Genomic DNA, 26,607 nt, shown 5'->3' on the forward strand with positions numbered 1-26,607 from the left:
GGACCACCCGGTGCCCGAGCCGTGGAACAATCGATCGATGCCTGCTGACCTTGCCTATGACGATCCCTCCTCCGATGTGCTGCTCGATCCCGCCACCGGCGTGAGGCGCAGCATCCTGCCCGGAGGCGTGCGCCTCCTGACCCAGAGGGACCGCAGCGTACGCAGCGCCACCATCGGGCTGTGGCTGCCGGTGGGCTCCCGCGATGAGACCCCCGCGCATGCCGGATCGACCCATGTGCTCGAGCACCTGCTGTTCAAGGGCACCCGTCGGCGCAGCGCGATGGACATCGCGGCCGCTTTCGACGAGGTGGGCGGCGACTCCAACGCGGTCACCGCGAAGGAGCACACCCTGTACTACGGTCGGGTCCGTTCCTCCGACCTGCCGATGGCCGTGGACGTCCTCACCGACATGATCACCGCGTCCGTGCTCGCCGAGGACGCCCTGGCCACTGAGCGCGAGGTGATACTCGAGGAGCTCGCGATGGCGGAGGACGATCCGGGAGACATCGGCTACGAGACCTTCCTCGCCGACGTGCTCGGCCCCGACACCCCGATCGGCCGTCCCGTCGGCGGCACCGCCGGGAGCGTCGAAGCGCTCACCATCGAGGACGTCCGCGACCACTTCGCCGAGCACTACCGGCCCGACAACCTGGTCGTGACCGCCGTCGGAGACCTCGACCATGAGGAGCTGGCCGGCATGCTGCAGGCAGGTCTCCGCCGCGGTGGCTGGGAGCTTGCAGCGGACGCCGTCCCGGAGCGTCGACCGCGCGCAGCGCATCCCGGTCCGGCCAGCGCAGGGCTGCTCACCGCACCGGCAGATGTCGCGTCGCTCACTCCCCACCGGCTCAGCCGCCCCACCGAGCAGAATCACATCTATCTCGGAGGCCACGGGCTCACCGCCCTCAGCGAGGACCGCCACGCCCTGTCGGTGCTGATGTCGATCCTCGGTGGAGGGATGTCCTCACGGCTGTTCCAGAACATCCGCGAGGAGCGCGGGCTGGCCTACTCGGTCTACTCCTTCAGCGCCGGCTATCGCGATGCCGGTCTGTTCGGCATGTATGCCGCCTGCCGCCCGGGGCGGACCACCCAGGTGGTCGAGCTGCTCGCCGAGGAGCTGTCCCGGATGGGAGAGCAGGGCATCGACGAGCTCGAACTCGCCCGCGCCAAGGGCCAGATCACCGGTTCCTTCGCCCTCGGGCTCGAGGACACCAGCTCCCGTATGGGCCGGCTCGGCACCATCGAGCTGGTCCACGGCCGCTACACCAGCGTGGACGAGACCCTGGCCCGTATCGGCGCAGTCGGCATCGGCGACGTCAGCGCGCTCGCGTCTCGCCTTGCCAGCTCCTTCAGCACCCGGGTCGAGGTCGGCCCCGACAGCTGAGAGCCCGCCCGTCGCCTGCTCTTCCCCGCCGCTCTGCCGTCACCTCCGATCGTTCACCGCGCCGTCCCTCATCCAGGAGAGAACTTCATGACTGCCTCGCCGTCCCCTGCCTCGTCCTCGCCGCGCCTCACCCGAGTCGCTGTGCTGGGAGCCTCCGGCCGGATGGGTGCCGCTGCCTGCCAGGCCGTCGAGGAGGCCTCCGATCTCGAGCTGGTGGCCCGCATCGGTCGCGGCGATGACCTCGCGACGCTCAGCGACGCCGGTGCCGAGGTCGCGATCGACCTCACCATCCCCTCGGTCACCGCAGACAACGTGCGCTGGCTGGTGGAGCACGGGATCCACGCGGTGGTCGGTACCACCGGCTGGACCGACAAGACGCTCACGGCGCTGCGGGATCAGCTCGCCGAGCACCCCGAGGTCGGCGTGCTGATCGCCCCGAACTTCGCGATCGGCGCCGTGCTCGCCATGCGCTTCGCAGAGATCGCCGCGCGCTACTACGACAGCGCCGAGATCATCGAGATGCATCACGAGAACAAGCTCGACGCGCCTTCTGGCACCGCCCGCCACACTGCTGCCGCGATCGCCCGTGGCCGGGCCGCAGCCGGGCTGGGCCCGGTCCCGGATGCGACCGAGCAGGACCCGGACGGCGCACGCGGCGCAGTGATCGAGGGCATCCACGTGCACGCCGTGCGCCAGCGCGGACTGGTCGCTCACGAGGTCGTCCAGTTCGGCGGGGTGGGGGAGCAGTTCGTGCTGCGTCACGACTCCTTCGACCGCGTCAGCTTCATGCCCGGGGTGCTGCTGGGCGCTCGCGAGGTCGCCGCACATCCAGGCCTCACCGTGGGCCTGGACGGCTACATGGATCTCGGCTGAGCGGGTCCCGCCGATGAGAGAGAAGATCTTCGTCGCCGTCCTGGTGCTGATCACCGCGGCCTATGCCTGGGGCCTGGGCTGGATCGCCTGGGGCTTCGTCCGCGCCGGGAGCGCTGTGGGCTACGGCCTGGCCCTCGGCATCATCATCCTGCTGCTGCTCACCATCTGGGTGACCTGGCGCGAGATGCTGTTCGGCATGGGCTCCGGGCGCCTGGCACGCCTCTACGAGCCTCCGGCGGAGGCCGACGGCGAGGACCCGCGGGCCGAGTTCGAGGCAGCTCGCACCGCGCTCCAGGAGGGCGCCGAGCATGACTGGCGCGCCTGGTTCCGGCTCGCGCTGGCCTATGACGCGCTGCGCGATCGCAAGGGCGCCCGGATGGCGACCCGGCGTGCCATCGACGAGCATCGGCGCTGAGCGGCAGCTCTGAGCGACGCCTGCCCCACCCTGCGAGCACGAGGTGCTTCCGGGCGGGAGATCGGTGACGCCCAGGCGTCACTGACAGTCCGGGCGTCACTGACACTTCGGGCGTCACTGACAGCTGCCAGGCGTTCGTGACAGCTCAGGCGTCACCGTCAACTAGGCCCAGCCGAGCGCCCGCAGACCCGCCGCGACCACTGCTGCACCGACTACGACCACCAGGAACGGTGCACGCAGGCACAGCAGCACGATGGCCGCACCGAGGCCCGCCAGTCGCGCATCCAGCAGGATCTCGCTGCCGCTGGTCGCGGTCTGAGTGGCGACCAGCGCCCCCAGCAGCGCGATGGGCAGCAGGGTGGTGATCCGGGAGACCCGAGGGCGCTCGAGCACGTCCGGCGGAGCCTGGTATCCCACCCACTTCTGGGCGAAGGACAGCACCGAGGCGGCGATCACCGCGATCCACAGCAGGCTCATCGTGCTCCTCCCTCGAGCGGACCGTCGCCGGCCGCGGGTTCTCCAGCGGGGTCAGCAGCAACCGTCGCATCGCCCTCGATCTCGTGACGCACCAGTGGCTGACGTGAGGGCAGCAGCCCCGCGATCACCGCGACCAGCGCGGCGGCCAGCACTGGCAGCCCGGAAGGGAGCGCGGGTGTGGTCACCAGTGCCACGACGGCCGCAGCCACGGCGACCGCGACCGCCTCGCCGTTGCGCAGGCGCGGCCACAGCAGCGCGATGAACGCCCCGGCGGCGGCGGCATCCAGACCCCACGCCCCCGGATCCGCGACATGCTGGCCGGCCAGGGCTCCCACCAGGGAGAACAGGTTCCAGAAGACGTACACCCACACCCCAGCGGCCCAGAATCCCGCTCGCTTCTCCGTGGTCGTGGTGCCGCCTGCGGCCAGTGCTGCGGACTCGTCGATCGTCAGGTGCGCCCGGGCCAGGCCCCGGAACCCGCCGCGGGGCAGGGCCGGAGCGAGGATCAGCCCGTACAGGGTGTTGCGGATCCCGAGCAGCGCCGCGGCCAGCGCCGCCCCGATCGCCGAACCTCCGCCGCCGACCACGCCGATGAAGGCGAACTGGCTGCCGCCGGTGAACATCACCGCGGAGAGCACCATCGCCTGCCAGACGTCCAGTCCAGAGGCGGTGGCCAGGGCTCCGAAGGAGATGCCGTACAGGCCCGTCGCCACGCCGATCGACAGCCCGGTCCGGCGGATCGTGCGCAGGCGTGCGGCGGCAGCGGGACCGAGGTCCGTCGAGGTCGGCGAAGCAGTCGTCATGATGCTCGACACTCTACGGTCACCTGCGCTGATGCTGCCGTCCTGTCCCGGGGTTGATATGAGATTCTGAAGGCATGACGTCTTCCTCTGCCCCCTCCCATGCCGTCCCTTCGGAAGGGCAGGCCCTGCCGATGCGCACGTCCGCACTGCTGCTGGACATGGACGGGACCCTGATCGACTCGGGACCGTCGGTCGAGCGCTCCTGGAACCAGCTGCTGCGCGAGCTCGGAACGGATCTCGAGTTCGGTGCAGAGCAGCACGGCAAGCCAGCCCGCCAGGTCCTCGGCGAGCTGCTGCCGGAGCTCGACGAGGCGGCTCTGGATGCCGCCCATCGCCGGATCGAGGAGCTGGAGATCGCCGATGTCGCGGAGATTGTCGTGCTGCCGGGCACGGAGCGACTGCTGCGTGAGCTGGATGCGGCTGCCGCGCAGATCGGCAGCGCCACCTGGACCATCGTCACGTCCTGCACCAGGCCGCTGTTCGAGGCCCGCTGGGCTCGCACCGGCCTGCCCGTCCCCGCGGGACTCGTCACCGCGGATCAGGTCAGCAAGGGCAAGCCGGATCCAGAGCCTTACCTGCTGGGTGCTGAGCGGCTCGGCATCGACCCCGCCCACACCGTCGTGATCGAGGACTCGATCGGTGGCCTGCGCTCCGGTGCCGCTGCCGGCGCCCGCACCGTCGCGGTGACCAGCACCACGCCGGCCGGCGATCTCGCGCCGCTCGCAGATGCGCTGGTCACGTCGTTGGATGACCTCGAGATCCGGGCCGACGGGGCCGAGCTGATCCTCGCCCGCCGCGGCAGCTGAAAGTCACGTCGCGCCTGCCTCGGCACGCCCGGACCCGTTGATAGGCTCGGGCGGCCGAACCTGGTCCGTGCGCGCGCCGGGAGACCGGGGCGCGTCCGCGACGCCCCATCTACTCTGTGCCGAGCGCCCTGACTGCGGGCGGCAGCCGTCCCCCTCGAAAGGACTCGCCCCATGTGCGGAATCGCCGGTACCTACGGATTCGGTGCTGACACCGAGGACATCGCCCGCCGGATGAGCGGGGCGCTTGCCCATCGCGGCCCCGACGGCGAGGGACTCTTCGTCGACGACCAGATCGGGCTCGCCCATCGCCGGCTCGCCATCATCGACCGTGAGCACGGTGCTCAGCCGATGACCACGGCCGATGGCCGCTACACGATCATCTACAACGGCGAGACGTACAACTACCTCGAGCTGCGCTCCGAGCTCGAGGGGCTCGGCCACGTCTTTCGGACAGATTCCGACACTGAGGTGCTGCTCGAGGCGCACGCGGAGTGGGGCACCGCCGCCTACGATCGCTTCAACGGCATGTTCGCCTTCGCGATCCACGACGCGCACACCGGCACCGTCACCATCGCCCGTGACCACTTCGGCATCAAGCCCCTCTACTACTGGGTCGATCCCGCCGTCGGCACTGAGGGCACCGCAGCTGCCGGCGCCCCGAAGGTCGTCTTCGGTTCCGAGATCCGCTCGCTCCTGGCCGCCCGTGTCTTCGAGGCCGCACCGGATGACCGGGCGGTCTACCGCTACCTGAAGTTCCGCGTCCAGGACGACGATTCCCAGACCTTCTTCGCAGGCGTGAACCGGCTGATGGCCGGTGAGGTGCTCGAGATCAGCGCCGACGGCACTGCGATCTCCCCCTTCACCCGGCTCAAGGACGAGCTTCGCGAGATCGCCGCCCGCCCCAGCCGCCCCTACGACCAGCAGGTCGTGGACGAGTACCGCGAGCGCTTCCAGGAGTCGGTGCGCCTGCGCCTGCAGTCCGAGGTGCCCGTGGGCACCTCTCTCTCCGGCGGTCTGGACTCTTCCGCGGTCGCCGCCGTGATCGCCCGTCAGCTGCGCGAACAGCCCGAGGACGAGCGCTACAGCGCCGTCGGCAGCCGGCAGAACACCTTCTCCGCCGTCTTCCCGAACTCCTCGAACGATGAGGAGGCCTACGTCGACAAGCTGCTCAGCGACAACGCGGGCCAGATCACCGCACACAAGATCCATCCCAAGCCGGAAGCCTTCCTCGAGGACCTGCACGACTTCGTGCGCACTCAGGAGGAGCCGATCATCTCCACCGGCCCGTACGCGCAGTACGCGGTGATGCGTGAGGCCAGCAAGCACGTCACCGTGCTGCTGGACGGCCAGGGCGCCGACGAGATGATGGCTGGGTACAACCCGTACTTCTACGTCTACCTGCGCCAGCTGCGCCGCCAGAAGCGGTACAAGGAGCTCGCGAGCGAGATGATCGGCTCCCGTGACATCCTCCGCAAGCTCGCCCGCACCAAGTTCTCCGGCCGCACCTCGGTGCCGATCGAGGCGCTGCTGAACTCCGGCTTCGTCGCGGAGCACAGCTCCGAGAGGGTCACCTCGATCCAGGACGACCTCAAGGAGCGGCTGCTCGAGGACACCTTCCAGGCCTCGCTGCCCTCGCTGCTGCGCTACGAGGACAAGAACACGATGCGCTTCAGCATCGAGGGCCGCGTGCCCTTCGTGGACAAGGAGCTGCTGAAGTTCCTGTTCTCCCTCGACGAGTCCGCGATCATCCACGACGGCTGGAACAAGCGGATCCTGCGCGAGTCCATGGACGGGATCCTCCCCGACATGATCTCCAAGCGCCGCAACAAGATCGGCTTCACCACCCCCGAGGGGGAGTGGTTCCGCACAATCGCGCCGGAGCTGCGAGACGTCTTCGCCTCGGCGTCCTTCGCCTCGCGGCCCTACTTCGATGCCCCCAGCGTGCTGGCGCTGTTCGATGACTACATCGCCCACCCCGAGAACCACGGGACGCTGATGTTCTGGCGTCTGCTGAACGTCGAGCTGTGGATGCGCACGTTCTTCGACGACGCCGAGGGCGCGACCCTCGCTCTCGGCGGTTCCGCGGAGACCGGTGCCCAGGCCGCTCCGGCCGCGCCCGCTCCGGCTGCAGGAGCCGACACGGCTGAGCAGGTCGAGGAGCCCGAGGCACCGAAGAGCGACTATGTCGCCAATCCGGACAAGCAGCTCGACCTCGTCTCCACGTCGGACCGTCACAGCTGGCGCCGGCTACCCCTGCAGACCGAGCTGGTGGCTCGCGGCGATGACATCGAGAAGCTCGCGCGGGAGCGGGTCGAGGCCTTCGCCGCCGGGCTCCCCGCCGACGTCGTGCCCTCCGCGGCGCCCTGGTACTTCGTGATCAGCGAGAAGATCATTGCGATCGCACAGGGACGCTCCTGGTTCACCTGGGAGGTCAAGCCCCGCCGCGCGGCGAAGGTGCTCAGCCGCTTCGTGACCCGCACCCCGGCCGGCATCGGTCTCGGCGACCCCACCACGATGGAACTCGCGATCCGCGAGGTCGGACTGCCCCGGGTGCTCGCGGCCTCGGCTGCCGGCGCCGCCGGCAAGGTGATCAAGCGGAAGGGCCTGTTCTACGAGGTCGTCGGCGCGAACGTGCGGGCGATCGATGGACCGACCCCCTACTCGGCGTTCCCTTCGAACGTCTCCGCCAAGCTGCCGCCGAAGGACCCGGATGCGGTCTCCGCACGGATCTCCGCGGCGATCCGCCGCGCGGATATCCCCGCCGAGCTGCGCGACAGCTTCGTGGGCACCGTGGTGATGGATGCCAACGACATCGGCCGCAACGTCCTGGGCTCCGACGTCGCGACCCCGAATGAGCGCCTCGAGGCGACCTTCGCGGACAACCCGCTCGGCCAGGGCCGCCAGCGCACTCCGCTGGCGATCCTCGTCGATCTCGGCATCGCGTCGCAGCAATGAGCAGGCGCGGGCCTGGTTTAGGCTCCGGGCAGCACAACATTCTCGGGAGGAGACCATGACCAGCACCGCAGCACGCTCTGCGCGACCGTTCGGCGCGGTGGGGACCGCAATGGTCACCCCGCTCACCGAGGACGGCCATGGCGTGGACCTGGAGTCCGCGCAGAAGCTGGCCGACCATGTGGTCCGGCACGGCAACGACATGATCGTGGTCTCCGGCACCACCGGGGAGGCCCCGACCCTCACCGATGTCGAGAAGCTCGAGCTGGCTCGCGCGGTGAGGGATGCCGTGGGCCCCGAGGTCACCGTCATCGCAGGAGTGGGCACCTACGACACCGCCCACTCGATCGATCTCGCTCGCGAGCACGCCAAGCTCGGGATCGACGGGCTGCTGGTGGTCACCCCGTACTACTCCAAGCCCAGCCAGGCCGGGATCATCGCGCACACCACAGCGATCGCAGATTCCACCGACCTGCCCGTGATGCTCTATGACATCCCTGGCCGCACCGGTACCCCGCTGAGCTTCGAGACCCTGCTGCGACTCGGTGAGAACCCGCGGATCCTCGCGGTGAAGGACGCCAAGGCAGACCTTCAGCAGGCCAGCCGCGTCATAGCACAGACGGACCTCGTCTACTACTCCGGCGAGGACGGGCTGAACCTGCCCTGGCTGTCCATCGGCGCCGCCGGAATGGTGTCGGTCGTCGGCCAGGTCGCCGGCGACCTCGAGCGGGAGATGGTCGAGGCCGTAGACCGGGACGACCTGCCCGCCGCACGCGAGGCGCACCGTGCGCTGGTCCCGGTGGTCGAGGCGATCATGAATCACATGCCAGGGGCAGTGGCCGCCAAGGCAGCACTCCATCTGCAGGGGGTGCTGCCGCACGCCGTGATGCGCGGACCGCATGTCTCGGCCGATACCGACCAGCTGCGCATGCTCTCGGATGCTCTGGACGTCGCCGGACTGCTCTGAGCAGTCACGCCTCATACTGACCCACTCCTTCGACCCGCGCGGAGCTGCCGATGTCCACTGCCTTCTCCGAGCGGCTCGAGCTGCCGCCAGCGCTCGAGCCGGGGACGCTGCGGATCATCCCGCTCGGCGGACTCGGTGACGTGGGCCGGAATATGACCGTCCTGGAGTTCGACGGCCGCCTGCTGATCGTCGATTGCGGGGTGCTCTTCCCCGAGGACTCCCAGCCCGGCGTCGACCTGATCCTCCCGGACTTCGATCTGATCGCTGATCGCCTCGAGGACGTCGAGGCGATCATCCTCACCCACGGCCACGAGGACCACATCGGCGCCGTGCCCTACCTGCTGCGACTCCGGCCAGATATCCCCCTGGTGGGAAGCCGGCTCACGCTCGCCTTCCTCGAGGCGAAGCTCAAGGAGCACAGGATCCGTCCCGTCACCACCGTGGTGGCGGAAGGGCAGCAGCTGGAGCTCGGCCCCTTCGACTGCGGGTTCATCGCGGTGAACCACTCCATCCCGGATGCCCTCGCGGTGCATGTGAGCACCCCGGCGGGGACGGTGCTGCACACCGGAGACTTCAAGATGGACCAGCTGCCGCTGGACGGCAGGATCACCGATATGCGCGCCTTCGCCCGGCTGGGCGAAGCCGGCGTGGATCTGTTCATGACCGACTCCACCAACGCAGAGGTCCCCGGATTCACGGTCGGCGAGCAGGAGATCGGCCCCGTCCTCGAGGCGATCTTCGCCCGGGCCCGGCAGAAGATCGTGGTCGCCTCCTTCTCCAGCCATGTCCACCGGGTCCAGCAGGTGCTCAACGCCGCCGTGAACAACGGACGCAAGGTCGCCTTCGTCGGCCGTTCCATGGTGCGGAACATGGGCATCGCCACCGAGCTGGGCTACCTGCAGGTCCCGCCGGACACCGTCATCGATGCGAAACAGATCGGCAGCCTCCCCGACGAGCAGGTGGTGCTGATGTGCACCGGCAGCCAAGGGGAGCCGAGGGCGGCGCTGGGACGGATCGCGAAGGGCGAGCATCAGGTGAGCGTGGGCACCGGGGACATCGTCATCCTCGCCTCGTCCCTCATCCCCGGCAACGAGAATTCCGTGTACCGCGTGGTCAACGGGCTGATGGCGCTCGGCGCCGAGGTGGTCCACAAGGGCTCCGCCACGGTCCATACCTCAGGGCATGCAAGCGCCGGCGAGCTGCTGTACTGCTACAACATCGTGCGGCCCAAGAACGTGATGCCGATCCACGGCGAGGTGCGCCACCTGATCGCGAACGGGAAGATCGCCGAGTCCACCGGAGTCCCGCGCGAGCGGATCGTGCTCGCCCAGGACGGCCACGTCATCGACCTGGTGGATGGGATCGCCACCACTGTCGGCGCGATGCCGAACGGGTATACCTATGTGGACGGAGGGAGCGTCGGCGGGATCTCCGAGGACGATCTCGAAGACCGCCGCACCCTCGGGGGCGAGGGCTTCATCTCCCTGTTCGCCGTGGTGAGCGCCGAGACCGGTGCCTTGATCGTGGGGCCCGAGATCCATATCCGCGGAATGGCCGAGGACCACGGCGTGTTCGAGGAGATCCGCCCGGAGCTCGTCGCGGCGCTCGAGAAGGCAGTCGCCGAGCAGGCCGAGCACAGGGACACCTACCGGCTGCAGCAGGTGATGCGCCGCGTGGTGGGCCGCTATCTCTCCCGACGGCTGCGGCGCCGTCCGATGATCCTCCCGGTGGTCATCGAGTCCTGATCGACGTGCTGTGAGGGACGAACGGCAGGAGATAGGACAGAAGGGCGCGAGTCCTGATCGACGTGCTGTGAGGGACGAACGGCAGGAGATAGGACAGAAGGGCGCGAGTCCTGATCGACGTGCTGTGAGGGACGAACGGCAGGAGATCGGACAATGTGGCGAGAGTACTGATCCTGTCAGGGCCGACACTGCCGGTGTGACGAGGCCGGGCGCCCGCCTCCCGGGCACGGGGCGACGAGGAATGTAGCATCGGACCCATGGCGACACGTACGTCTTCCCCCGCACGTGCGTCGAAAGGCTCCTCTCGGACCGCTGCTGCCGGAACCTCGCGCACCACCGGATCCGGGGCGAACGATCCCTCGACGCTCCCTCTGCCGGCACGCGCAGTGCGCTCCGGCTATCTCGCGATCGCTCGCATGGTCGGCGGAATGATCCGCTCGATCGGCGTGCAGCGATGGGAGGTCGCCCCAGAGCAGCGACGGGACGGCTACGCGCTGTTCCTTCTGCTCATCGCGGTCCTGGTCGCCGTCGTCGAATGGTGGCAGTCGGCGGGTCCGGTGCTCGGCGCCGTGCACACCGTGGTGGCAGGCACCTTCGGGATCTCCTCGATGGTGATCCCGCTGCTGGCGGCCGGCTGGTCGGTGCGCATGTTCCGCCGCCCGGATCAGGTGCGTGCCAACACCCGCATCGTGCTCGGCATCGCGATCCTGCTCACCGCGATCTCGGCGATCGCCTCGGTCTCGGCGCGGCTGCCCGCTCCAGCCGACGGCATCGATGCGCTGGCCCGCGGGGGTGGGGTCCTCGGCTTCCTGGCTGCAGCCCCGCTTGAGGCACTGTTGCCGCCGATCGCGGTGGTGGTCTTCCACTCGATCCTGATCGCCTTCGGGATCCTGGTGCTCACCGCCACTCCGGTCGAATCGATCCCCTCGCGCGTGCGTGACGTCTACGACGTCGCCGTGGGTCGCAGCGAGGAGGAGGATGAGGAGCGAGTCGCCTTCGGGCTGCGTCCCCGTCGCGTGGATCCTGCGCTGCGTGAGCAGGCGACCGAAGCTCAGGCCACAGGCCGGCCCCGCCGCCGCAGCCGCCGGGAGAAGGCGGAAGCGGCCGCACGCGATCATGAGAGCTTCGGCTATGACGGCGACGAGGCCTTCGAACAAGGAGTCGACGAGGACGCCGCGACCGCGGCGACCACGAAGAAGAAGAGCCGTCGCACGGCTCCGCGCCGCGGAGCCCCCGCGGAGGCGGCGGATGTCTACGACGTCATCGAGGACGAGAACCACCGCGCCAAGACCTTCCCGGGCAAGGGTGCCTCCGGCACCGATGCCACGACTCCGCTCCCCGCTGCTGCGGCCGCCGCAGGCGCCTCCCAGCCCGCGCCGACCAAGGCCATGCCGACCAAGTCCGCGCCCGCCAAGGCCGCGCCGGAGGAGAAGGCGGAGCTGGTTCCGCCACCGATGGGGGACCTGCCCCGTGCCGGCGAGCAGCTGGAGCTCGCGGGAGACATCGTCTACACGCTCCCGGATTCCTCCTTCCTGCTGGAGGGGCCGCCGCACAAGACCCGCTCCGAGGCGAATGATGCGGTCGTCGCCGCGCTCGGAGAGGTCTTCGAGCAGTTCAACGTCAATGCAGAGGTGGTCGGCTTCTCGCGGGGCCCCACAGTCACCCGCTACGAGGTCGAACTGGCACCGGGCACCAAGGTCGAGAAGGTCACGGCCCTGGACAAGAACATCTCCTACGCCGTGGCCAGCGCCGACGTGCGCATCCTCTCGCCGATCCCCGGCAAGAAGGCCATCGGCATCGAGATCCCCAACACCGACCGCGAGACGGTCGCACTGGGTGACGTGCTGCGCAGCTCGGTGGCGCGCCGCAACGAGCATCCGCTGGTGATGGGAGTGGGCAAGGACGTCGAGGGCGGCTATGTGGTCGCGAACCTCGCCAAGATGCCCCACCTGCTCGTCGCCGGGGCCACCGGTGCCGGCAAGTCCAGCTTCGTGAACTCCATGATCACGTCGATACTGATGCGCTCCACGCCGGAGGAGGTGCGGATGGTGCTGGTGGACCCCAAGCGTGTCGAGCTCACCATCTACGAGGGCATCCCGCACCTGATCACCCCGATCATCACCAATCCCAAGAAGGCCGCCGAGGCCCTCGAATGGGTCGTCAAGGAGATGGACGCCCGCTACGACGACCTCGCAGCCTTCGGCTACAAGCACCTCGACGACTTCAACAAGGCCGTCCGGGCCGGAGAGGTGAAGCTGCCCGCCGGCAGCGAGCGCCGCCTCGCCCCGTACCCCTACCTGCTGGTGGTGGTGGACGAGCTCGCGGACCTGATGATGGTCGCTCCGCGTGATGTCGAGGCCTCGATCCAGCGCATCACGCAGCTCGCGCGTGCCGCCGGGATCCACCTGATCCTGGCCACACAGCGCCCTTCGGTCGATGTCGTCACCGGCATCATCAAGGCCAATGTGCCCAGCCGCCTGGCGTTCGCGACCTCCTCGCTGCAGGATTCCCGGGTCATCCTGGACTCCGTCGGCGCTGAGAAGCTGATCGGTCAGGGCGACGCCCTGTTCCACCCGATGGGCAAGGCCAAGCCGATGCGTGTGCAGGGCGCCTGGGTCAACGAGTCCGAGATCCACAAGGTCGTCGACCACGTCAAGACCCAGATGAAGCCCAACTATCGCGAGGATGTCCAGGTCGTCGTGGCCAAGAAGCAGGTCGACGACGACATCGGTGACGATCTCGACGTGCTGCTGCAGGCGACGGAGCTCGTGGTCACCACCCAGTTCGGCTCCACCTCGATGCTGCAGCGCAAGCTGCGGGTGGGCTTCGCGAAGGCGGGGCGGCTGATGGACCTGCTCGAGTCCCGCGAGATCGTGGGCCCCTCCGAGGGATCCAAGGCCCGCGACGTGCTGATCCACCCCGACGAGCTCGGCACCGCCATCGCCCGCATCCGCGGTGAGGACGTCCCCGCCGGAGGCGAGGATGAGCCCTATGGCGCCGATCAGGCCGTCGACCTCGAGCAAGGGGAGTCGGAGCCGGTCTCCGCCGATTCCGCGAGCGAGGGCGGGGAGGATCGCTATGCGAGCGACCCGCTGGCCGATGATGGCTCCGAACCGGCGATCGACTACTACGACGACGGAGACGAGGAGCAGAGCGAGGACGTATGGAGCCTCACCGGCCGGTGAGACCGGCGATCGCCTCCCCGCACCGTCCCACTGTCTGCTCGTGCCTCTCGCCTCACCCGCCCGTGCCCAGCCCACTGCCCCGCCGGTATCGATGATCCGGAACCCGCCCCACAGCCAGGAGCCCAGATGACCACCCCTCGCACCGAAGAGGTCCCGCTCTGGAATATCGCCAACATCCTCACCATGGTGAGGTGCGCGATGGTCCCGCTGCTGGTGGTGCTCGCGATCCTGTACGCGGAGTCAGTGCCCGGCAGGCTGCTGGTCGCCGGCGTGTTCGTGATCGCGATGATCACGGACTTCGCGGACGGCTATCTCGCCCGCAGCCGGAACCTGATCACCGACTTCGGCAAGATCATGGACCCGATCGCCGACAAGGCGATGACCGGGGCCGCGCTGATCATGCTCTCGATATGGGAGTACGTGCCGTGGTGGATGACGATCCTGATCCTGGTGCGCGAGTTCGGCATCACGATCATGCGCTTCACGATCCTCAAGTACGGGGCGCTGCCGGCGAACATGGCCGGCAAGGCCAAGACGATGGTCCAGACCATCGCCATCACCTTCTGCCTGATCCCCTTCGAGCTGTGGTGGACTCCGGCACGCTGGATCGGCCTCGCGCTGGTGCTCCTGGCCGTGGTGCTGACCGTCTGGTCCGGCCTGGTCAACCTCAAAGATGGTCTGCGGCTGCGTCGTGAGGCCCTGGCCGGGAACGTATGAGCACCCTGCACGACGCAGCGCTCCCGGTCGACCCGGCCGCCCTCATCGCTCGCGCCTCCGCACGGGGTTGGTGGATCGCGACTGCCGAATCCCTGACCGCTGGAGCGTTGGTGGCGCGGCTGGTGGACGTTCCCGGCGCGAGTGCGACGATCGCTGGGGGAGCGGCCTGCTACTCCTATGAGGCCAAGACCCGCGTGCTCGGGGTCGACGCCGAGCTGCTCGCCACGACCGGTGCGGTGACCGCAGACGTCGCCACCGCGATGGCGGAGGGGGCGCTCAGCCTGTACGGCGCCGACCTCGCGATCTCCACGACCGGGGTCGCCGGCCCCGGCCCCGACGCGAGAGGGGTTGCGGAGGGCACCGTGTTCCTCGGCCTCGCCCGCCGCGGCAGGAGGACATCGACCCGTGAACTCCGTCTCAGCGGTGGGAGGGCCCAGATCCGCGCCCGCACCGTGGATGCCGCGCTTCAGCTGCTGGATGAGGCGCTCGCTGAGCAGCAGCCGCCCAGCTCAGCCCCTGGGCGCTGAGCGATCCTCCCCACCGTCTCGCCGTGCACACCCTCCAGCGAACGTTCGGGCGTGTCCCACTACACTCTGGGGAACAGTTTCTCGGGTGTCGGCGTTGTGCCTTCTGTGATGACATCGACGTATCGAATTCCTGAAGTGCACCACCAGTTCACCCACAGCCAGAGGAAAGGAGGCAGGTCCATGATTCTGTTCCGCCAGGAGCTTGGTGACGTGCTGCGCGACGCGCGCCGTACCCAGGGCCGCACGCTCCGGCAGGTGTCCTCCGACGCACGCGTGTCGCTGGGCTACCTCAGCGAGATCGAGCGCGGTCAGAAGGAGGCCTCCAGCGAGCTGCTGGTCTCTGTGACCGACGCGCTGGGTCTCCCGTTGTCCTACGTGCTGCACGAGGTGTCCGAGAGGATCGCGGTCGTCGAGCGGGTCACGATCCCCGATACCGTCCCCGAAGGCCTTGTCGACGGCACCAAGCCGTTGGTCGGCGCTCGCTGAGGTGCGCCGCAGCGAGTTCACGGAGCTGGCCGACCATGTGTTCGGGTCGGCGCTCGCGCGCATCTACACCCAGGACCTCGTGCTCGAGGAGATCGGCGGCCTGACCGCCGAGCAGGCCCTCGAGCACGGGGTCTCCGTGCGTTCCGTGTGGACTGCGCTGTGCGACGCCATGGACGTCCCCGACTCCGAGCGCTGGGAGATCCCCCTCGTGCAGCGGCGCCGCTGAGCCCGCGGGCGTTCACTCGTGTTCCTCGCGCGACACGTCGTACGACACGCCACGATCTGGTTCGCGTTCGAACGTCTGTTCGGTAGTGTGTGCCTCGACGGTCCTCCCAGCACCGCTCCGCACTGACCTCTCCTCCCCAGAGCCCCTCCATCCACAGGGTTCAGGGCCGGCGGTCATCTGTCGGGGTCGGCGCCTAGTGTGGCCGCACTGGTCACCGCGTCGGTACTCCCGGCCCTCAGGAAGGAACAAGCACATGGCTGCACCGAAGTCAGCATCCAAGCCCCAGGTCACGAGGTCGTCCGCGAAGGATCGCAGCTCCTCGCTCGACAGCGCGCTCGCCCAGATCGATCGCCAGTTCGGCAAGGGCTCGATCATGCGCCTGGGTGACGACACCCGCCCGCCGGTCGAGGTCATCCCCACCGGTTCGGTGGCGCTGGACGCAGCACTGGGCATCGGCGGTCTGCCCCGCGGGCGCATCGTGGAGATCTACGGCCCGGAATCCTCCGGCAAGACCACGCTCGCCCTCCACGCCGTGGCCAATGCGCAGCGCAACGGCGGCATCGCCGCCTTCATCGATGCCGAGCATGCGATGGATCCGGAGTACGCGAAGAAGCTCGGCGTCGATACCGACGCACTGCTGGTCTCCCAGCCCGACACCGGCGAGCAGGCGCTTGAGATCACCGACATGCTGATCCGCTCCGGCGCACTGGACGTCGTGGTCATCGACTCGGTCGCCGCACTGGTGCCCAAGGCTGAGATCGAAGGCGAGATGGGTGACTCCCACGTCGGCCTGCAGGCCCGCCTGATGTCGCAGGCGCTGCGCAAGCTCACCGGCGCGCTCTCCGCCTCAGGCACCACGGCGATCTTCATCAACCAGCTGCGCGAGAAGATCGGCGTGTTCTTCGGAAGCCCGGAGACCACCACCGGTGGTAAGGCGCTCAAGTTCTACGCCTCGGTGCGCATGGACATCCGCCGTATCGAAACTCTGAAGACGGGTACCGACGCCGTGGGCAACCGCACCCGCGTCAAGGTCGTCAAGAACAAGATGGCGCCGCCCTTCAAGCAGGCCGAGTTCGACATCCTCTACGGCGAAGGGATCTCCCGCGAGGGTGGCCTGATCGACCTCGGTGTCGAGCACGGCTTGGTCCGCAAGTCCGGCGCCTGGTTCACCTATGAAGGCGATCAGCTGGGACAGGGCAAGGAGAACTCCCGCCAGTTCCTCAAGGACAATCCGGATCTGGCCGCGGAGATCGAGGAGAAGATCCTCCGGACCCTCGGAGTGGGCAAGTACGCCGCGGAGCCCGAGGCAGTGGTGAGCGAGGAGCCCCTCGGCGAGGATGAGTTCCTCGACGAGGACGTCCCCGCCACGATCTGATCGATGGCACCTCAGCATGCAGGCGGCGGCGCCGATGACCACCTGGTCGTCGGCGCCGCCGCTGTCGACCCGGAAAGCTCACGGCCGAGGCCGTCCCCGGAGGCACGGACCCGCGTCCGGCTGACCGAGCGCACCCAGGAGATCCTGGACCGCCCCCGCCCGGCGGCGGATCCAGAGCGCGCTGAGCGGGAAAAAGCGGTGGTCCACGAATGCCGTTACCTGATGAGGTTGCTGTCCACGCGCCGGCGCTCGGCAGGCGAGATGCGGGAGCGCCTCACCCAGCGGGAGGTCCCGGGAGCGATCGCGCATGAGGCGATGGCCCGCATCGACCGTGCAGGCCTGATCGATGACGCCGCCTTCGCTCATGAATGGATCCGGCAGCGGAGGGAGCTGCGGAATCTCGGCGACGAGGCACTGCGCCGCGAGCTGGAGAAGAAGCGGGTGGACCCGGAGCTCATCGGCGCGGCCCTGAGCTTCGGTCAGGATGCCAGCGACGAAGAGCTGCGCTGTCGGGATCTGGTGCGGTCCAGGATCGGATCCCGGGATCGGGAGCAGCTGCGCACCGAACGCGATGGTGCCCACCGCCGCCGACTGTCACGACGACTGGATGCCCTGCTCACCCGGAAGGGGTACCCGGGCAGCCTCGCGATCCACGTGATTTCCGGGGAGCTCCGCGCCGCCGCACAGGGACAGTCGGACTGAACCGGACAGCCCGGCCAGAACAGGATCGTCGACTGCATTCCCTTCCCGGCGGTGCCACCACCCTTCAACTGGGTGCCGCCACGGCATTGTGAGCTTCCTCCATCTGTGGTGAGCCCGCAGGTCACCGCCGATATCGCGGCACGGCGCTGATGCCGTGCGGCGAGCGGGCGACGTACCCTGGCACCACTATGTCCCTCAGCTCCCACACCCCGACCCTCGATCTGCACTCCGCCGGACCCGCTGGCCACGCAGGACCCGCTGGCCTCGCCGGGCGTGCCGGAACCGCGGCCGGCCGCGGCACCTACCAGGTACGCACCTTCGGCTGTCAGATGAACGTCCACGATTCCGAGCGCCTCACCGGAATGCTCGAGGACTCCGGATACATCGCAGCCCCGGAGGGCGCCGACGCGCGCCGCGGCGAGGTCGATGTGATCGTCTTCAACACCTGCGCTGTGCGCGAGAACGCGGACAAGAAGCTCTACGGCACCCTGGGCTCGCTGCGCCCGGGCAAGGACGCCAACCCCGGCATGCAGATCGCCGTCGGCGGCTGCCTCGCCCAGAAGGACCGCGAGGCGATCGTCGAGCGTGCTCCCTGGGTCGATGTCGTCTTCGGCACCCACAACATCGGCTCGCTCCCGGTGCTGCTGGACCGGTCCCGGCACAATGCCGAGGCGCAGGTGGAGATCCTCGAGTCGCTCGAGGTGTTCCCCTCTACCCTGCCCACTCGGCGCGAATCCGCCTACGCCGCCTGGGTCTCGATCTCCGTGGGCTGCAACAACACCTGCACCTTCTGCATCGTGCCCTCGCTGCGTGGCAAGGAGAAGGATCGCCGGCCGGGAGAGATCCTCGCCGAGATGCGCGACGTGGTCGACACCGGCGCCCTCGAGGTCACCCTGCTGGGACAGAACGTGAACTCCTACGGCGTCGAGATCGGAGACCGCGGTGCCTTCGCCAAGCTGCTGCGCGCCTGCGGAGAGATCGAGGGGCTGGAGCGGGTGCGCTTCACCTCCCCGCACCCGGCGATGTTCACCGACGACGTGATCGAAGCGATGGCGGAGACCCCCAACGTGATGCCGCAGCTGCATATGCCGCTGCAGTCCGGCAGCGATGACGTGCTGCGCCGGATGAAACGGTCGTATCGCAGCAGGAAGTTCCTCGGCATCCTGGAGAAGGTCAGAGACCGCATCCCGGAGGCGGCGATCACCACGGACATCATCGTCGGCTTCCCCGGCGAGACCGAGGACGACTTCCAGCGCACGCTCGAGGTCGTGGAGGCCTCCCGCTTCTCGAATGCGTACACCTTCCAGTACTCCATCCGCCCCGGTACCCCGGCGGCCACCATGGACGACCAGATCCCGAAGGAGGTCGTCCAGGAACGATTCGAGCGGCTGACCGCGCTCCAGGACCGGATCGCCCACAGGGAGAACCAGAAGCTCCAGGGGAGCACCGTCGAGATCCTGGTGGCCGAGGGGGAGGGCGGCCGCGATGCACAGACCCAGCGGCTCTCCGGCCGGGCCCGCGACCACCGACTGGTCCACTTCTCGCTGCCCGAGGAGATCACGGACGCGGAGCGTCCCCGTCCGGGGGATCTGGTCACGGCGGCGGTGACCCATGCTGCTCCGTACTACCTCATCGCAGACAGCGCGCTGGCTCTCGGAGTCTCGGACGGCGGTGCCCCGGCATCGGAGCACTTCTCCGTGCGGCGCACCCGCTCGGGAGATGCCTGGGAGGCGGGCGTGCAGGGCCACGATGCTGGCAGCTCGTGCGGGACTGGCGGCGGCGCGACGGCGAGCGGTCCTGTCACGCTCGGAATGCCGGGACTTCGGCGCGGGTGAGCGCCGCGGCCTGAGCACAGCGATCGGGGCGGGCCGCGCGGCCAGATGACGATGGCCGGCACCCAGGGGTGCCGGCCATCGTCATCGGTGCCGGCAGCGAATCGACGACGCGTCAGCTGTCGAGGTCGTCGAGCTCGGGGCCGAGACGCTCCTCGAGGCTATGGAAGAACGCGATCACGGTGCTCAGTCCGCACTTGATCGCGTTATCGATCTGGGCATCCAGGGCCCCGACACGAAAATCGGCGGCGAGCTCGCCGTAGACCCCGAGCAGGCCCTCCGACTCGCGGCGCACATAGACCTTGGGCCAGATCCGGTTCATGTTCCACTCGTTGCAGAGCTTGATCATCTCGACCTTGCGGGAGACATCCACGGAGTGGCTCCACCGGCCGCGGGTCTGCAGCACGCCGTGCTCGTCACCGGAGATCATGAACTGGAATCTGTAGTCGTCGAAACGGGCCCGCACGATGTCGGGATGTTCATCATCTTCGACATAGGCATAGCCATAGCGGGTGAGGCTGTCCTCGACCCGTGACAGGGACAGGGGCGCCATACCTTCGGCAGAGTCCATGTCCGTATGAACAGGGGACTCGTTCGGTGCAGTCACTTCCAACCTCGAGCGTTCGACGTAGGGATCAGGGTGATCCGTGGTCCCGGATCGCGGATCACCCTACTCCCTCCCCATGGGAAGAGCTCGACTGGCGGTGGTGATCCCGCTGACCCTCATCGCGGGGCGTTGAGGGGGTCAGTGCTGCACGCCGATAGTGTGCCCCCCATGGATGCCCTCGCCGCTCAGCACGGGACCGCTGCGGCGGCTTCGCGCGCCCCCCTGATCGCCGTCGTCGGCGCCACCGCCACCGGCAAGTCCGATCTCGCGATCGCTCTCGCAGAGCGGCTGGACGGGGAGATCATCAACGCCGACGCGCTGCAGCTCTATCGTGGGATGGATATCGGCACCGCGAAGGTCACCGCGCAGGAGCGGCGCGGGATCCCGCACCACCTCCTGGATGTTCTGGAGGTGACCCAGGAGGCGAGCGTGTCCACCTACCAGCGCGAGGCGCGTGCGGCCATCGCGGCGATCCGCGGTCGCGGGAGGGTACCGATCCTGGTGGGAGGCTCAGGACTGTATGTGCGCGCAACCCTGGACGACATCGACTTCCCACCGACCGATCCAGAGGTCCGCGGCCGGCTCGAGGAGCGCGCCGCCCTGGTGGGGCCGGAGGCTCTGCATCGTGAGCTCGCGGGAACCGACCCGGATGCGGCCCGGACGATCGGACCTCACGACACCCGCCGGATCGTGAGGGCGCTCGAGGTCGGGGAGCTCACCGGGCGTCCCTTCGCCGCATTCCTGCCGCGTGCTCGCTACGTCGATCCCAGCACGATCCAGCTCGGTCTGCACAGGGAGCGCTCCCTGCTGCACGAGCGGATCGCCGCCCGGGTGGAGCGGATGATCGAGCTCGGGCTCCTGGAGGAGATCCGCGGCCTGCGCGAGCTGGGCCTGGAGCAGGGTCTGACCGCTCGCCGGGCCATCGGCTACGCCCAGGGGCTCGCCGTGCTGGAGGAGACCATGCGCTGCCCGGAGGCGATCGAGGCAACGATCGCTGGCACCCGGCGACTGGTGCGCAAGCAGGACACGTGGTTCCGACGCGACCAGCGAGTGCACTGGCTCGATGCCGAGCTCGGAACAGACCTGGTCGAGCATGCCCTGCGGCAGATCGAGTCTGCCGTTGCAGCAACGTCGGATCCCCGGTCGTAGGCTCGGGGCATGAACGAACGCATCAGCTTCACCAAGGGGCACGGGACCGAGAACGACTTCGTTGTGCTGGATGATCCCGAGGGTGCGCTGGAGCTCGATGGCGCCGCTGTCGCGGCGCTCGCCGACCGTCGGGCCGGCCTCGGCGGCGACGGCGTGATCCGCGCCGTCCGCTCCCGCAGCGCCGGTATCGAGGTCCCCGCCGACGCTCCTGAATGGTTCATGGACTATCGCAATGCGGACGGCTCGATCGCCGAGATGTGCGGCAACGGAGTTCGGGTACTGGCCGCCCATCTCCAGCGTGCCGGGCATATCCGCGAAGACCGCTTCGCGATCCTGACCCGCGCCGGGGCGCGCACGGTGGAGATCCTCCACCGTCCCGCCACCCCGGGTGCGCCGTGGAGCGTCCGAGTGGGCATGGGAACCTCGCGGATCGCTGACGGGAACCGCATCGTCGAGATCGCGGGGCAACGCCTCGAGGTGACGGATGTCGATATGGGCAATCCGCACGCCGTCGCCTTCCTCCCCGCCGAGGTAGCGCTCGAGCAGCTGGACCTCAGCCACCGGCCCGTGCTGGACCCCGAGCCAGCAGCCGGTGCCAACATCGAACTGGTCAGCGAGCGTGGCTCACGCCACGTCGTGATGCGGGTCCACGAACGCGGAGTGGGGGAGACGCGCTCCTGCGGGACCGGTGTCGCTGCGGTCGCCGTCGCCGCAGCCCACCGCGCTGGCGATGAGTCAGGCGAACCCTGGACCGTGGACGTCCCCGGCGGGCGCCTGCAGGTGGGCTGGACCGCGGACGGCGAAGTCACCCTCACCGGCCCTGCCCAGCTGGTGGCTGACGGGACCACGCTGATCTGACGGGCTGAGTCACCCGCACTCGAGCACCGTGCGCGATCCCGAGCATCTCGTTCCGGGAGCCCGGTGGCCGACCTCAGTCCGTCGTCGGCCCGATCTCGAGGATTCTGAAGCCCTTCGCGCTCGCGACTTTGGCGACAGCACGGTCCGGCAGCTGCTCTCCGAGCCAGCGCGCCAGCGGGTCAGCGCCCAGGTTCTTGCCGACCACGAGCGCGGCCGTGCCCTGGGGGCGCAGCCGCCCCGTCCACTCCAGCAGCAGCGTCCGCAGCGCCGGTTTGCCGATGCGGATCGGCGGGTTCGACCAGATCACATCCACGGCGAGATCCTCCGGGATCTCGTCCGGAGAGATCACCCGCACGTTGTCCAGCCCGGCGCGACGTGCGTTCTCGATGGTCAGCTCGCGAGCGCGCTCGCTGACGTCGACTGCCCACACCTGCGCGTCAGGGTGTCGAAGCGCGGCTGTCAGCGCGATCGGTCCCCATCCGCAGCCGAGGTCCAGGATCGTGGCACCAGAGGGGGGCTGTGTGACCTCATCGAGCCGGCCCAGCAGCACCGCAGTGGCCTTGTCCAGGCCGTGGCCGCTGAAGACCGCACTGCTCGAGACCAGGTCCAGCTCACGACCGGCCAGGCGCACAGGCAGCGGGAAGCGACGATCTGGGGCCGCAGGGGAAGGGGTGAAGTAGTGCTCGTCCACCCCTGCAGGATACGGAGCAGAAGGGGAAGAGCCGAGCAGAAGCCCGCAGATGCGTCATGAGCCACGGTCGTGCCTGCTCCGCCCTGCGCAAAATCACTCGACCGCGGAGTGCGGACGTGGGACTCTGGGGGCAACGCAGTTCCCCGACGTCCCCGACATCAAGGAGTACCCCGACCGTGCCCATCGCCTTCCATCCCGAACCCGACTCCGACACCGACGTCGACGGGACCAGCACGGGGAGGGCCGGGACCGCAGAGCACTCGGACAGTGCGGAGGGCCCCGCAGAGACCGCCGCGGAGGCGTCGACCCGTGCCCGTGACGCCCTCACCGAACGAATCCTCTCGCGCTCGAACAGCTCTGCCTCCTCCGTCACCTACAGCTCGGACGTCGATGGCGAGCAGTACGACCTCGCAGACCGTCAGGCGCTGCGACGCGTCGCAGGTCTCTCCACCGAGCTGGAGGACGTCACCGAGGTCGAGTATCGACAGCTGCGCCTGGAGCGGGTGGTCCTCGCCGGGCTCTACACCTCAGGCAACACCGAAGAGGCGGAGGTCAGCCTGCTGGAGCTGGCAGCGCTCGCCGAGACCGCCGGTTCCGAGGTGCTCGACGGCGTCCTGCAGCGCCGTGCGCATCCCGACCCGGCGACCTTCCTGGGCAAGGGCAAGGCCGCGGAGCTGGCAGAACTGGTCGCCACCCACGGTGCCGACACCGTGATCACCGACGGTGAGCTCGGGCCCGGCCAGCGCCGTGCGCTCGAGGACATCGTCAAGGTGAAGGTCATCGACCGCACCGCACTGATCCTGGACATCTTCGCCCAGCATGCCAAGTCCCGCGAGGGCAAGGCGCAGGTCGAGCTGGCGCAGCTGGAATACCTGCTGCCGCGTCTGCGCGGCTGGGGCGAATCGATGTCTCGGCAGGCTGGTGGCCAGGTGGGTGGCGCAGGCGCCGGCATGGGCTCGCGCGGCCCGGGTGAGACGAAGATCGAGCTGGACCGACGCCGCATCCGCGACCGCATGGCGAAGCTGCGCCGCGAGATCAAGGCGATGGCACCGGGGCGCGCCGCCCAGCGGGCCGATCGCGCACGCCACCGGGTGCCGGCGGTCGCCATCGCCGGCTACACGAACGCCGGCAAGTCCTCTCTGCTGAACCGCCTCACCGGAGCGGGGGCGCTGGTCGAGAACGCACTGTTCGCGACCCTGGACCCGACGGTGCGGCGCGCGAGCACCCCGGACGGTCGTGAGTTCACCTACGCCGACACGGTCGGTTTCGTCCGGCACCTGCCCACGCAGCTGATCGAGGCCTTCCGCTCCACTCTCGAGGAGGTCGGAGGTTCGGACCTGCTGCTCCATGTGGTCGATGCCTCGCATCCGGATCCTGAGGGGCAGATCACGGCGGTGCGCACCGTGCTCGGAGAGATCGAGGGCTTCGACGTCCCCGAGATCGTGGTGCTGAACAAGGCCGATGTCGCGGAACCGGAGACCATCGCGCGATTGCGCAGCCAGGTGGGGGCGAGCATCGTCGTCTCCGCCCGTACCGGGATGGGCATGGAAGAGCTGCGTGAGCTGATCGCGGAGCGACTGCCCCGTCCCGCGGTCGAGGTCGATCTGGTGGTGCCCTATTCCCGTGGTGATCTCCTCTCCCGAGTCCACTCCACCGGTGAGGTCCTGGCCGAGGAGCATCTGATGGAGGGCACCCGCCTCCACGCCCGCATGGACGAGGCGCTCGCCGCAGAACTCCGGGGTGTGTCGGGCGGAGCCTGAGACGGCTGGAGCCAGGACGCGGATACGCTGGGCTGATGACCGCCGCCACCGACCATCCCGCGTCCCCCGCGGCTGGTGAGATCCCCCTGTCCACGTTGATGGACGCCGCTGTGACAGCGATCGGCGGAGCACCTCGTCCCGGCCAGCAGGCGATGGCGGAGTCGGTGGATCTGGCGATGTCCGGTGGCCGCCATCTGCTGGTGCAGGCGGGCACAGGCACCGGCAAGTCGCTCGCCTATCTGGTGCCTGCTCTGCGCCATGCGCTGGTCAGCGGTCGTCCGGTCGTGATCTCCACCGCGACGATCGCTCTGCAGACCCAGATCGTGCGCAAGGACCTCCCACGCCTGGTCGAGGCGGTGGCACCGCACCTGCCGCGCACGCCCACCTACGCGCTGCTCAAAGGCAGGGCGAACTACCTGTGCAAGCACAAGATCGCCGGTGGCTACCCGGTCGACGTGGAGCCCGGGGCGCTGTTCGCCGAAGCCTCCACGGATCCTGCCCGCACCGGAGGCGAGCGCCTCGGTGAGCAGGTGCGGCGCCTGCGGGAGTGGTCCGAGGAGACGGACAGCGGAGACCGGGACTCGCTCGAGGATGCCGTTTCCGACCGTGCCTGGCGCCAGGTCTCGGTGACCGGCAACCAGTGCATCGGCAGCAGCTGCCCGATGTTCGAGGACTGCTTCGCCGAGCGCAGCCGCGAGCTCGCGCGGGAGGTCGACATCGTGGTGACCAACCACGCGCTGCTCGCGATCGACGCTTTCGACAACCACGGCATCATCCCGGATCACGACGTGGTCGTCTTCGACGAGGCGCACGACCTCTCCGCCCGGGTGACCAGCGCAGTCACCGATGTGCTCACCCCTGGCATGCTGCGCGGCACAGTGCGGGACCTGCGCGGCCTGGGCGTGGCCGGTACTGCCCTGGACGACGCCTCCGAAGAGCTGCGTGAGGCTCTCGAGCTCTCTCCCGATGGACGCGTGATCGGCGACCTCCCGGCCCGGCTCGCCGACGCGGTCACCCAGCTCCGCGTCGAGGCCCGCACCGCCCACTCGGATGCGAAGGATGCCGGGGACGAGACCTCCGCCGGTGCCCGCAAGACAGTGCGCGCGAACCTGCAGGAGATCATCGACGTCTGCGAACGGGTCGCCGCCCCCGATGAGGACGACGTGGTCTCGATCGCGCACTCCCAGGCGACCGGCCGCTCAAGCATCCAGGTGGCTCCGCTGAGCGTCGCAGGAGCGATGCGCGGGGCGATCCTCGAAGACCGCACCGCAGTGCTCACCTCCGCCACCCTGGCCCTCGGGGGCCGCTTCGAGTCCGCTGCCGGGGAGGTCGGACTGGCCCGAGCAGCCCGCATGGAGCCGACGGAGCTCCCGCCGAGAGAGGACGCGAGCGCCTGGGCCGCGCTCGATGTGGGCAGTCCGTTCGAGTACCGCCGCCAGGGAATCCTCTACACCGCTCGTCACCTCCCGCAGCCGGGACGGGAGGGTCCTGCCCCTGCGATGCTGGACCACCTCACGGAGCTGGTCGAGGCCTCCCAGGGCGGTGCGCTGTGCCTGTTCTCCTCGCGACGGGGTGCTGAGCTCGCCGCCGAGCACGTGCGCGCCCGGTTGGACCTGACCATTGCGGTGCAGGGGGAGGACTCGATGGCGAATCTGGTGCGCACCTTCCGTGAGGAGGAGAACGCGAGCCTGTTCGGAACCCTCACCCTGTGGCAGGGCGTCGACGTGTCCGGCCGTTCGCTGCGGCTGGTCACCATCGACCGGATCCCCTTCCCGCGGCCTGATGATCCGCTCACTGCTGCACGCCAGGAGCGGATCGGGCAACGCGGCGGGAACGGCTTCATGGCGGTCTCTGCCCAGCATGCAGCCCTGCTGCTGGCCCAGGGATCGGGACGGCTGATCCGCTCCACAGCGGACCGCGGGATGGTCGCCGTGCTGGACCCACGGCTCTCCACCGCTCGTTACGGCGGCTATCTGCGGGAATCGATGCCCCCGCTATGGCCCACCTCGGACCCCGAAGTCGCACTCAGCGCTCTGCGCCGACTCTCCGAGAGCTGACGCACAGCTCGCCCGC

23 protein-coding genes are annotated in these 26,607 nt (G+C 69.0%); 19 read left to right on the forward strand and 4 right to left on the reverse strand.

All coding sequences use genetic code 11. The features are described from left to right. Positions 1–37: 37 nt before the first annotated feature. The 3 genes from ABD893_RS16140 (at position 38) to ABD893_RS16150 (ending at position 2,669) form a co-directional block, all read left to right on the forward strand. A complete protein-coding gene (locus tag ABD893_RS16140; protein ID WP_345082700.1) occupies positions 38–1,381 on the forward strand; it encodes a M16 family metallopeptidase in 1,344 nt (447 codons plus the stop codon). Positions 1,382–1,468: 87 nt separating this feature from the next. Next, positions 1,469–2,254, forward strand: coding sequence for a 4-hydroxy-tetrahydrodipicolinate reductase (dapB, locus tag ABD893_RS16145; RefSeq protein WP_345082702.1), 786 nt, complete (start codon positions 1,469–1,471; stop codon positions 2,252–2,254). A gap of 13 nt (positions 2,255–2,267) precedes the next feature. Then, positions 2,268–2,669, forward strand: a complete 402-nt coding sequence (locus ABD893_RS16150; protein ID WP_345082704.1) for a hypothetical protein — start codon at positions 2,268–2,270, stop codon at positions 2,667–2,669. A gap of 162 nt (positions 2,670–2,831) precedes the next feature. Here the strand turns inward: ABD893_RS16150 and ABD893_RS16155 are convergent, their stop codons facing one another. Both ABD893_RS16155 and ABD893_RS16160 read right to left on the reverse strand, forming a co-directional pair. Then, positions 2,832–3,146: an AzlD domain-containing protein gene (locus ABD893_RS16155; protein ID WP_345082707.1), complete on the reverse strand. Its 315-nt coding sequence runs from the start codon at positions 3,144–3,146 to the stop codon at positions 2,832–2,834. Then, a complete protein-coding gene (locus tag ABD893_RS16160) occupies positions 3,143–3,949 on the reverse strand; it encodes an AzlC family ABC transporter permease (protein WP_345082709.1) in 807 nt (268 codons plus the stop codon). The genes ABD893_RS16155 and ABD893_RS16160 overlap by 4 nt, the downstream gene beginning before the upstream one ends. A gap of 74 nt (positions 3,950–4,023) precedes the next feature. On the opposite strand from ABD893_RS16160, the gene ABD893_RS16165 reads away from it, so the two are divergent. The 12 genes from ABD893_RS16165 (at position 4,024) to miaB (ending at position 19,472) form a co-directional block, all read left to right on the forward strand. Continuing rightward, positions 4,024–4,755: an HAD family hydrolase gene (locus ABD893_RS16165; protein WP_345082711.1), complete on the forward strand. Its 732-nt coding sequence runs from the start codon at positions 4,024–4,026 to the stop codon at positions 4,753–4,755. A gap of 171 nt (positions 4,756–4,926) precedes the next feature. Next, on the forward strand, positions 4,927–7,710 hold the full coding sequence (gene asnB / locus ABD893_RS16170) for an asparagine synthase (glutamine-hydrolyzing) (RefSeq protein WP_345082714.1): 2,784 nt from the start codon (positions 4,927–4,929) through the stop codon (positions 7,708–7,710). Between the two features lie 55 nt (positions 7,711–7,765). Beyond that, positions 7,766–8,674, forward strand: coding sequence for a 4-hydroxy-tetrahydrodipicolinate synthase (gene dapA, locus ABD893_RS16175; RefSeq protein WP_345082716.1), 909 nt, complete (start codon positions 7,766–7,768; stop codon positions 8,672–8,674). Positions 8,675–8,724: 50 nt separating this feature from the next. Beyond that, a complete protein-coding gene (locus ABD893_RS16180) occupies positions 8,725–10,419 on the forward strand; it encodes a ribonuclease J (protein ID WP_345082719.1) in 1,695 nt (564 codons plus the stop codon). A gap of 257 nt (positions 10,420–10,676) precedes the next feature. Beyond that, positions 10,677–13,604 carry an FtsK/SpoIIIE family DNA translocase gene (locus ABD893_RS16185; protein ID WP_425548391.1) on the forward strand — a complete coding sequence of 976 codons (2,928 nt, stop codon included), beginning with the start codon at positions 10,677–10,679 and terminating at the stop codon, positions 13,602–13,604. Positions 13,605–13,730: 126 nt separating this feature from the next. Continuing rightward, complete coding sequence (gene pgsA / locus ABD893_RS16190) at positions 13,731–14,321, forward strand: CDP-diacylglycerol--glycerol-3-phosphate 3-phosphatidyltransferase (RefSeq protein WP_345082722.1); 591 nt, start codon at positions 13,731–13,733, stop codon at positions 14,319–14,321. After that, positions 14,318–14,848: a CinA family protein gene (locus tag ABD893_RS16195; protein WP_345082725.1), complete on the forward strand. Its 531-nt coding sequence runs from the start codon at positions 14,318–14,320 to the stop codon at positions 14,846–14,848. Before pgsA ends, ABD893_RS16195 begins: the two co-directional genes overlap by 4 nt. Before the next feature lie 180 nt (positions 14,849–15,028). Next, positions 15,029–15,334 (forward strand): helix-turn-helix domain-containing protein, encoded by a 306-nt coding sequence (locus ABD893_RS16200; protein WP_345082728.1) that lies wholly within the window; start codon positions 15,029–15,031, stop codon positions 15,332–15,334. A 1-nt stretch (position 15,335) separates the two neighbouring features. Then, complete coding sequence (locus ABD893_RS16205) at positions 15,336–15,560, forward strand: DUF3046 domain-containing protein (protein ID WP_345082730.1); 225 nt, start codon at positions 15,336–15,338, stop codon at positions 15,558–15,560. A gap of 253 nt (positions 15,561–15,813) precedes the next feature. Then, positions 15,814–16,935, forward strand: a complete 1,122-nt coding sequence (gene recA / locus ABD893_RS16210; protein WP_345082733.1) for a recombinase RecA — start codon at positions 15,814–15,816, stop codon at positions 16,933–16,935. Between the two features lie 3 nt (positions 16,936–16,938). Then, on the forward strand, positions 16,939–17,637 hold the full coding sequence (locus ABD893_RS16215) for a regulatory protein RecX (RefSeq protein WP_345082737.1): 699 nt from the start codon (positions 16,939–16,941) through the stop codon (positions 17,635–17,637). 188 nt (positions 17,638–17,825) lie between these two features. After that, a complete protein-coding gene (gene miaB, locus ABD893_RS16220; RefSeq protein WP_425548392.1) occupies positions 17,826–19,472 on the forward strand; it encodes a tRNA (N6-isopentenyl adenosine(37)-C2)-methylthiotransferase MiaB in 1,647 nt (548 codons plus the stop codon). Between the two features lie 112 nt (positions 19,473–19,584). Here the strand turns inward: miaB and ABD893_RS16225 are convergent, their stop codons facing one another. Further along, complete coding sequence (locus ABD893_RS16225) at positions 19,585–20,040, reverse strand: YbjN domain-containing protein (protein WP_345082740.1); 456 nt, start codon at positions 20,038–20,040, stop codon at positions 19,585–19,587. Between the two features lie 204 nt (positions 20,041–20,244). Between ABD893_RS16225 and miaA the strand changes: the two genes are divergently transcribed. Next, a complete protein-coding gene (gene miaA, locus ABD893_RS16230) occupies positions 20,245–21,225 on the forward strand; it encodes a tRNA (adenosine(37)-N6)-dimethylallyltransferase MiaA (protein WP_345082743.1) in 981 nt (326 codons plus the stop codon). A gap of 9 nt (positions 21,226–21,234) precedes the next feature. Next, a complete protein-coding gene (gene dapF, locus ABD893_RS16235) occupies positions 21,235–22,083 on the forward strand; it encodes a diaminopimelate epimerase (protein WP_345082746.1) in 849 nt (282 codons plus the stop codon). 73 nt (positions 22,084–22,156) lie between these two features. On the opposite strand, the gene ABD893_RS16240 is transcribed toward dapF, so the two are convergent. Next, on the reverse strand, positions 22,157–22,774 hold the full coding sequence (locus ABD893_RS16240) for a class I SAM-dependent methyltransferase (RefSeq protein ID WP_345082749.1): 618 nt from the start codon (positions 22,772–22,774) through the stop codon (positions 22,157–22,159). A gap of 176 nt (positions 22,775–22,950) precedes the next feature. On the opposite strand from ABD893_RS16240, the gene hflX reads away from it, so the two are divergent. Together hflX and ABD893_RS16250 are read left to right on the forward strand one after the other, a co-directional pair. Next, the gene (gene hflX, locus ABD893_RS16245; RefSeq protein WP_345082752.1) at positions 22,951–24,534 is read left to right on the forward strand and encodes a GTPase HflX; all 1,584 of its coding nucleotides are present in this window, start codon (positions 22,951–22,953) and stop codon (positions 24,532–24,534) included. A 35-nt stretch (positions 24,535–24,569) separates the two neighbouring features. Continuing rightward, on the forward strand, positions 24,570–26,591 hold the full coding sequence (locus ABD893_RS16250; RefSeq protein WP_345082755.1) for an ATP-dependent DNA helicase: 2,022 nt from the start codon (positions 24,570–24,572) through the stop codon (positions 26,589–26,591). Positions 26,592–26,607 lie beyond the last annotated feature (16 nt).

Origin of the sequence: Brachybacterium paraconglomeratum, assembly GCF_039541415.1 — a bacterium.
GTDB classification, from domain to species: domain Bacteria; phylum Actinomycetota; class Actinomycetes; order Actinomycetales; family Dermabacteraceae; genus Brachybacterium; species Brachybacterium paraconglomeratum_A.

What these genes read in the sequence shown, in the direction of transcription:
- ABD893_RS16185 (WP_425548391.1), top strand. Translation starts at nt 10,677, where the DNA reads ATGGCGACACGTACGTCTTCCCCCGCACGTGCGTCGAAAGGCTCCTCT.
- dapB (WP_345082702.1), top strand. Translation starts at nt 1,469, where the DNA reads ATGACTGCCTCGCCGTCCCCTGCCTCGTCCTCGCCGCGCCTCACCCGA.
- ABD893_RS16140 (WP_345082700.1), top strand. Translation starts at nt 38, where the DNA reads ATGCCTGCTGACCTTGCCTATGACGATCCCTCCTCCGATGTGCTGCTC.
- dapF (WP_345082746.1), top strand. Translation starts at nt 21,235, where the DNA reads ATGAACGAACGCATCAGCTTCACCAAGGGGCACGGGACCGAGAACGAC.
- miaA (WP_345082743.1), top strand. Translation starts at nt 20,245, where the DNA reads ATGGATGCCCTCGCCGCTCAGCACGGGACCGCTGCGGCGGCTTCGCGC.
- recA (WP_345082733.1), top strand. Translation starts at nt 15,814, where the DNA reads ATGGCTGCACCGAAGTCAGCATCCAAGCCCCAGGTCACGAGGTCGTCC.
- ABD893_RS16225 (WP_345082740.1), bottom strand. Translation starts at nt 20,040, where the DNA reads ATGGACTCTGCCGAAGGTATGGCGCCCCTGTCCCTGTCACGGGTCGAG.
- dapA (WP_345082716.1), top strand. Translation starts at nt 7,766, where the DNA reads ATGACCAGCACCGCAGCACGCTCTGCGCGACCGTTCGGCGCGGTGGGG.
- ABD893_RS16195 (WP_345082725.1), top strand. Translation starts at nt 14,318, where the DNA reads ATGAGCACCCTGCACGACGCAGCGCTCCCGGTCGACCCGGCCGCCCTC.
- pgsA (WP_345082722.1), top strand. Translation starts at nt 13,731, where the DNA reads ATGACCACCCCTCGCACCGAAGAGGTCCCGCTCTGGAATATCGCCAAC.
- ABD893_RS16165 (WP_345082711.1), top strand. Translation starts at nt 4,024, where the DNA reads ATGACGTCTTCCTCTGCCCCCTCCCATGCCGTCCCTTCGGAAGGGCAG.
- ABD893_RS16155 (WP_345082707.1), bottom strand. Translation starts at nt 3,146, where the DNA reads ATGAGCCTGCTGTGGATCGCGGTGATCGCCGCCTCGGTGCTGTCCTTC.
- asnB (WP_345082714.1), top strand. Translation starts at nt 4,927, where the DNA reads ATGTGCGGAATCGCCGGTACCTACGGATTCGGTGCTGACACCGAGGAC.
- miaB (WP_425548392.1), top strand. Translation starts at nt 17,826, where the DNA reads ATGTCCCTCAGCTCCCACACCCCGACCCTCGATCTGCACTCCGCCGGA.
- ABD893_RS16215 (WP_345082737.1), top strand. Translation starts at nt 16,939, where the DNA reads ATGGCACCTCAGCATGCAGGCGGCGGCGCCGATGACCACCTGGTCGTC.
- ABD893_RS16150 (WP_345082704.1), top strand. Translation starts at nt 2,268, where the DNA reads ATGAGAGAGAAGATCTTCGTCGCCGTCCTGGTGCTGATCACCGCGGCC.
- ABD893_RS16180 (WP_345082719.1), top strand. Translation starts at nt 8,725, where the DNA reads ATGTCCACTGCCTTCTCCGAGCGGCTCGAGCTGCCGCCAGCGCTCGAG.
- ABD893_RS16250 (WP_345082755.1), top strand. Translation starts at nt 24,570, where the DNA reads ATGACCGCCGCCACCGACCATCCCGCGTCCCCCGCGGCTGGTGAGATC.
- ABD893_RS16200 (WP_345082728.1), top strand. Translation starts at nt 15,029, where the DNA reads ATGATTCTGTTCCGCCAGGAGCTTGGTGACGTGCTGCGCGACGCGCGC.
- ABD893_RS16160 (WP_345082709.1), bottom strand. Translation starts at nt 3,949, where the DNA reads ATGACGACTGCTTCGCCGACCTCGACGGACCTCGGTCCCGCTGCCGCC.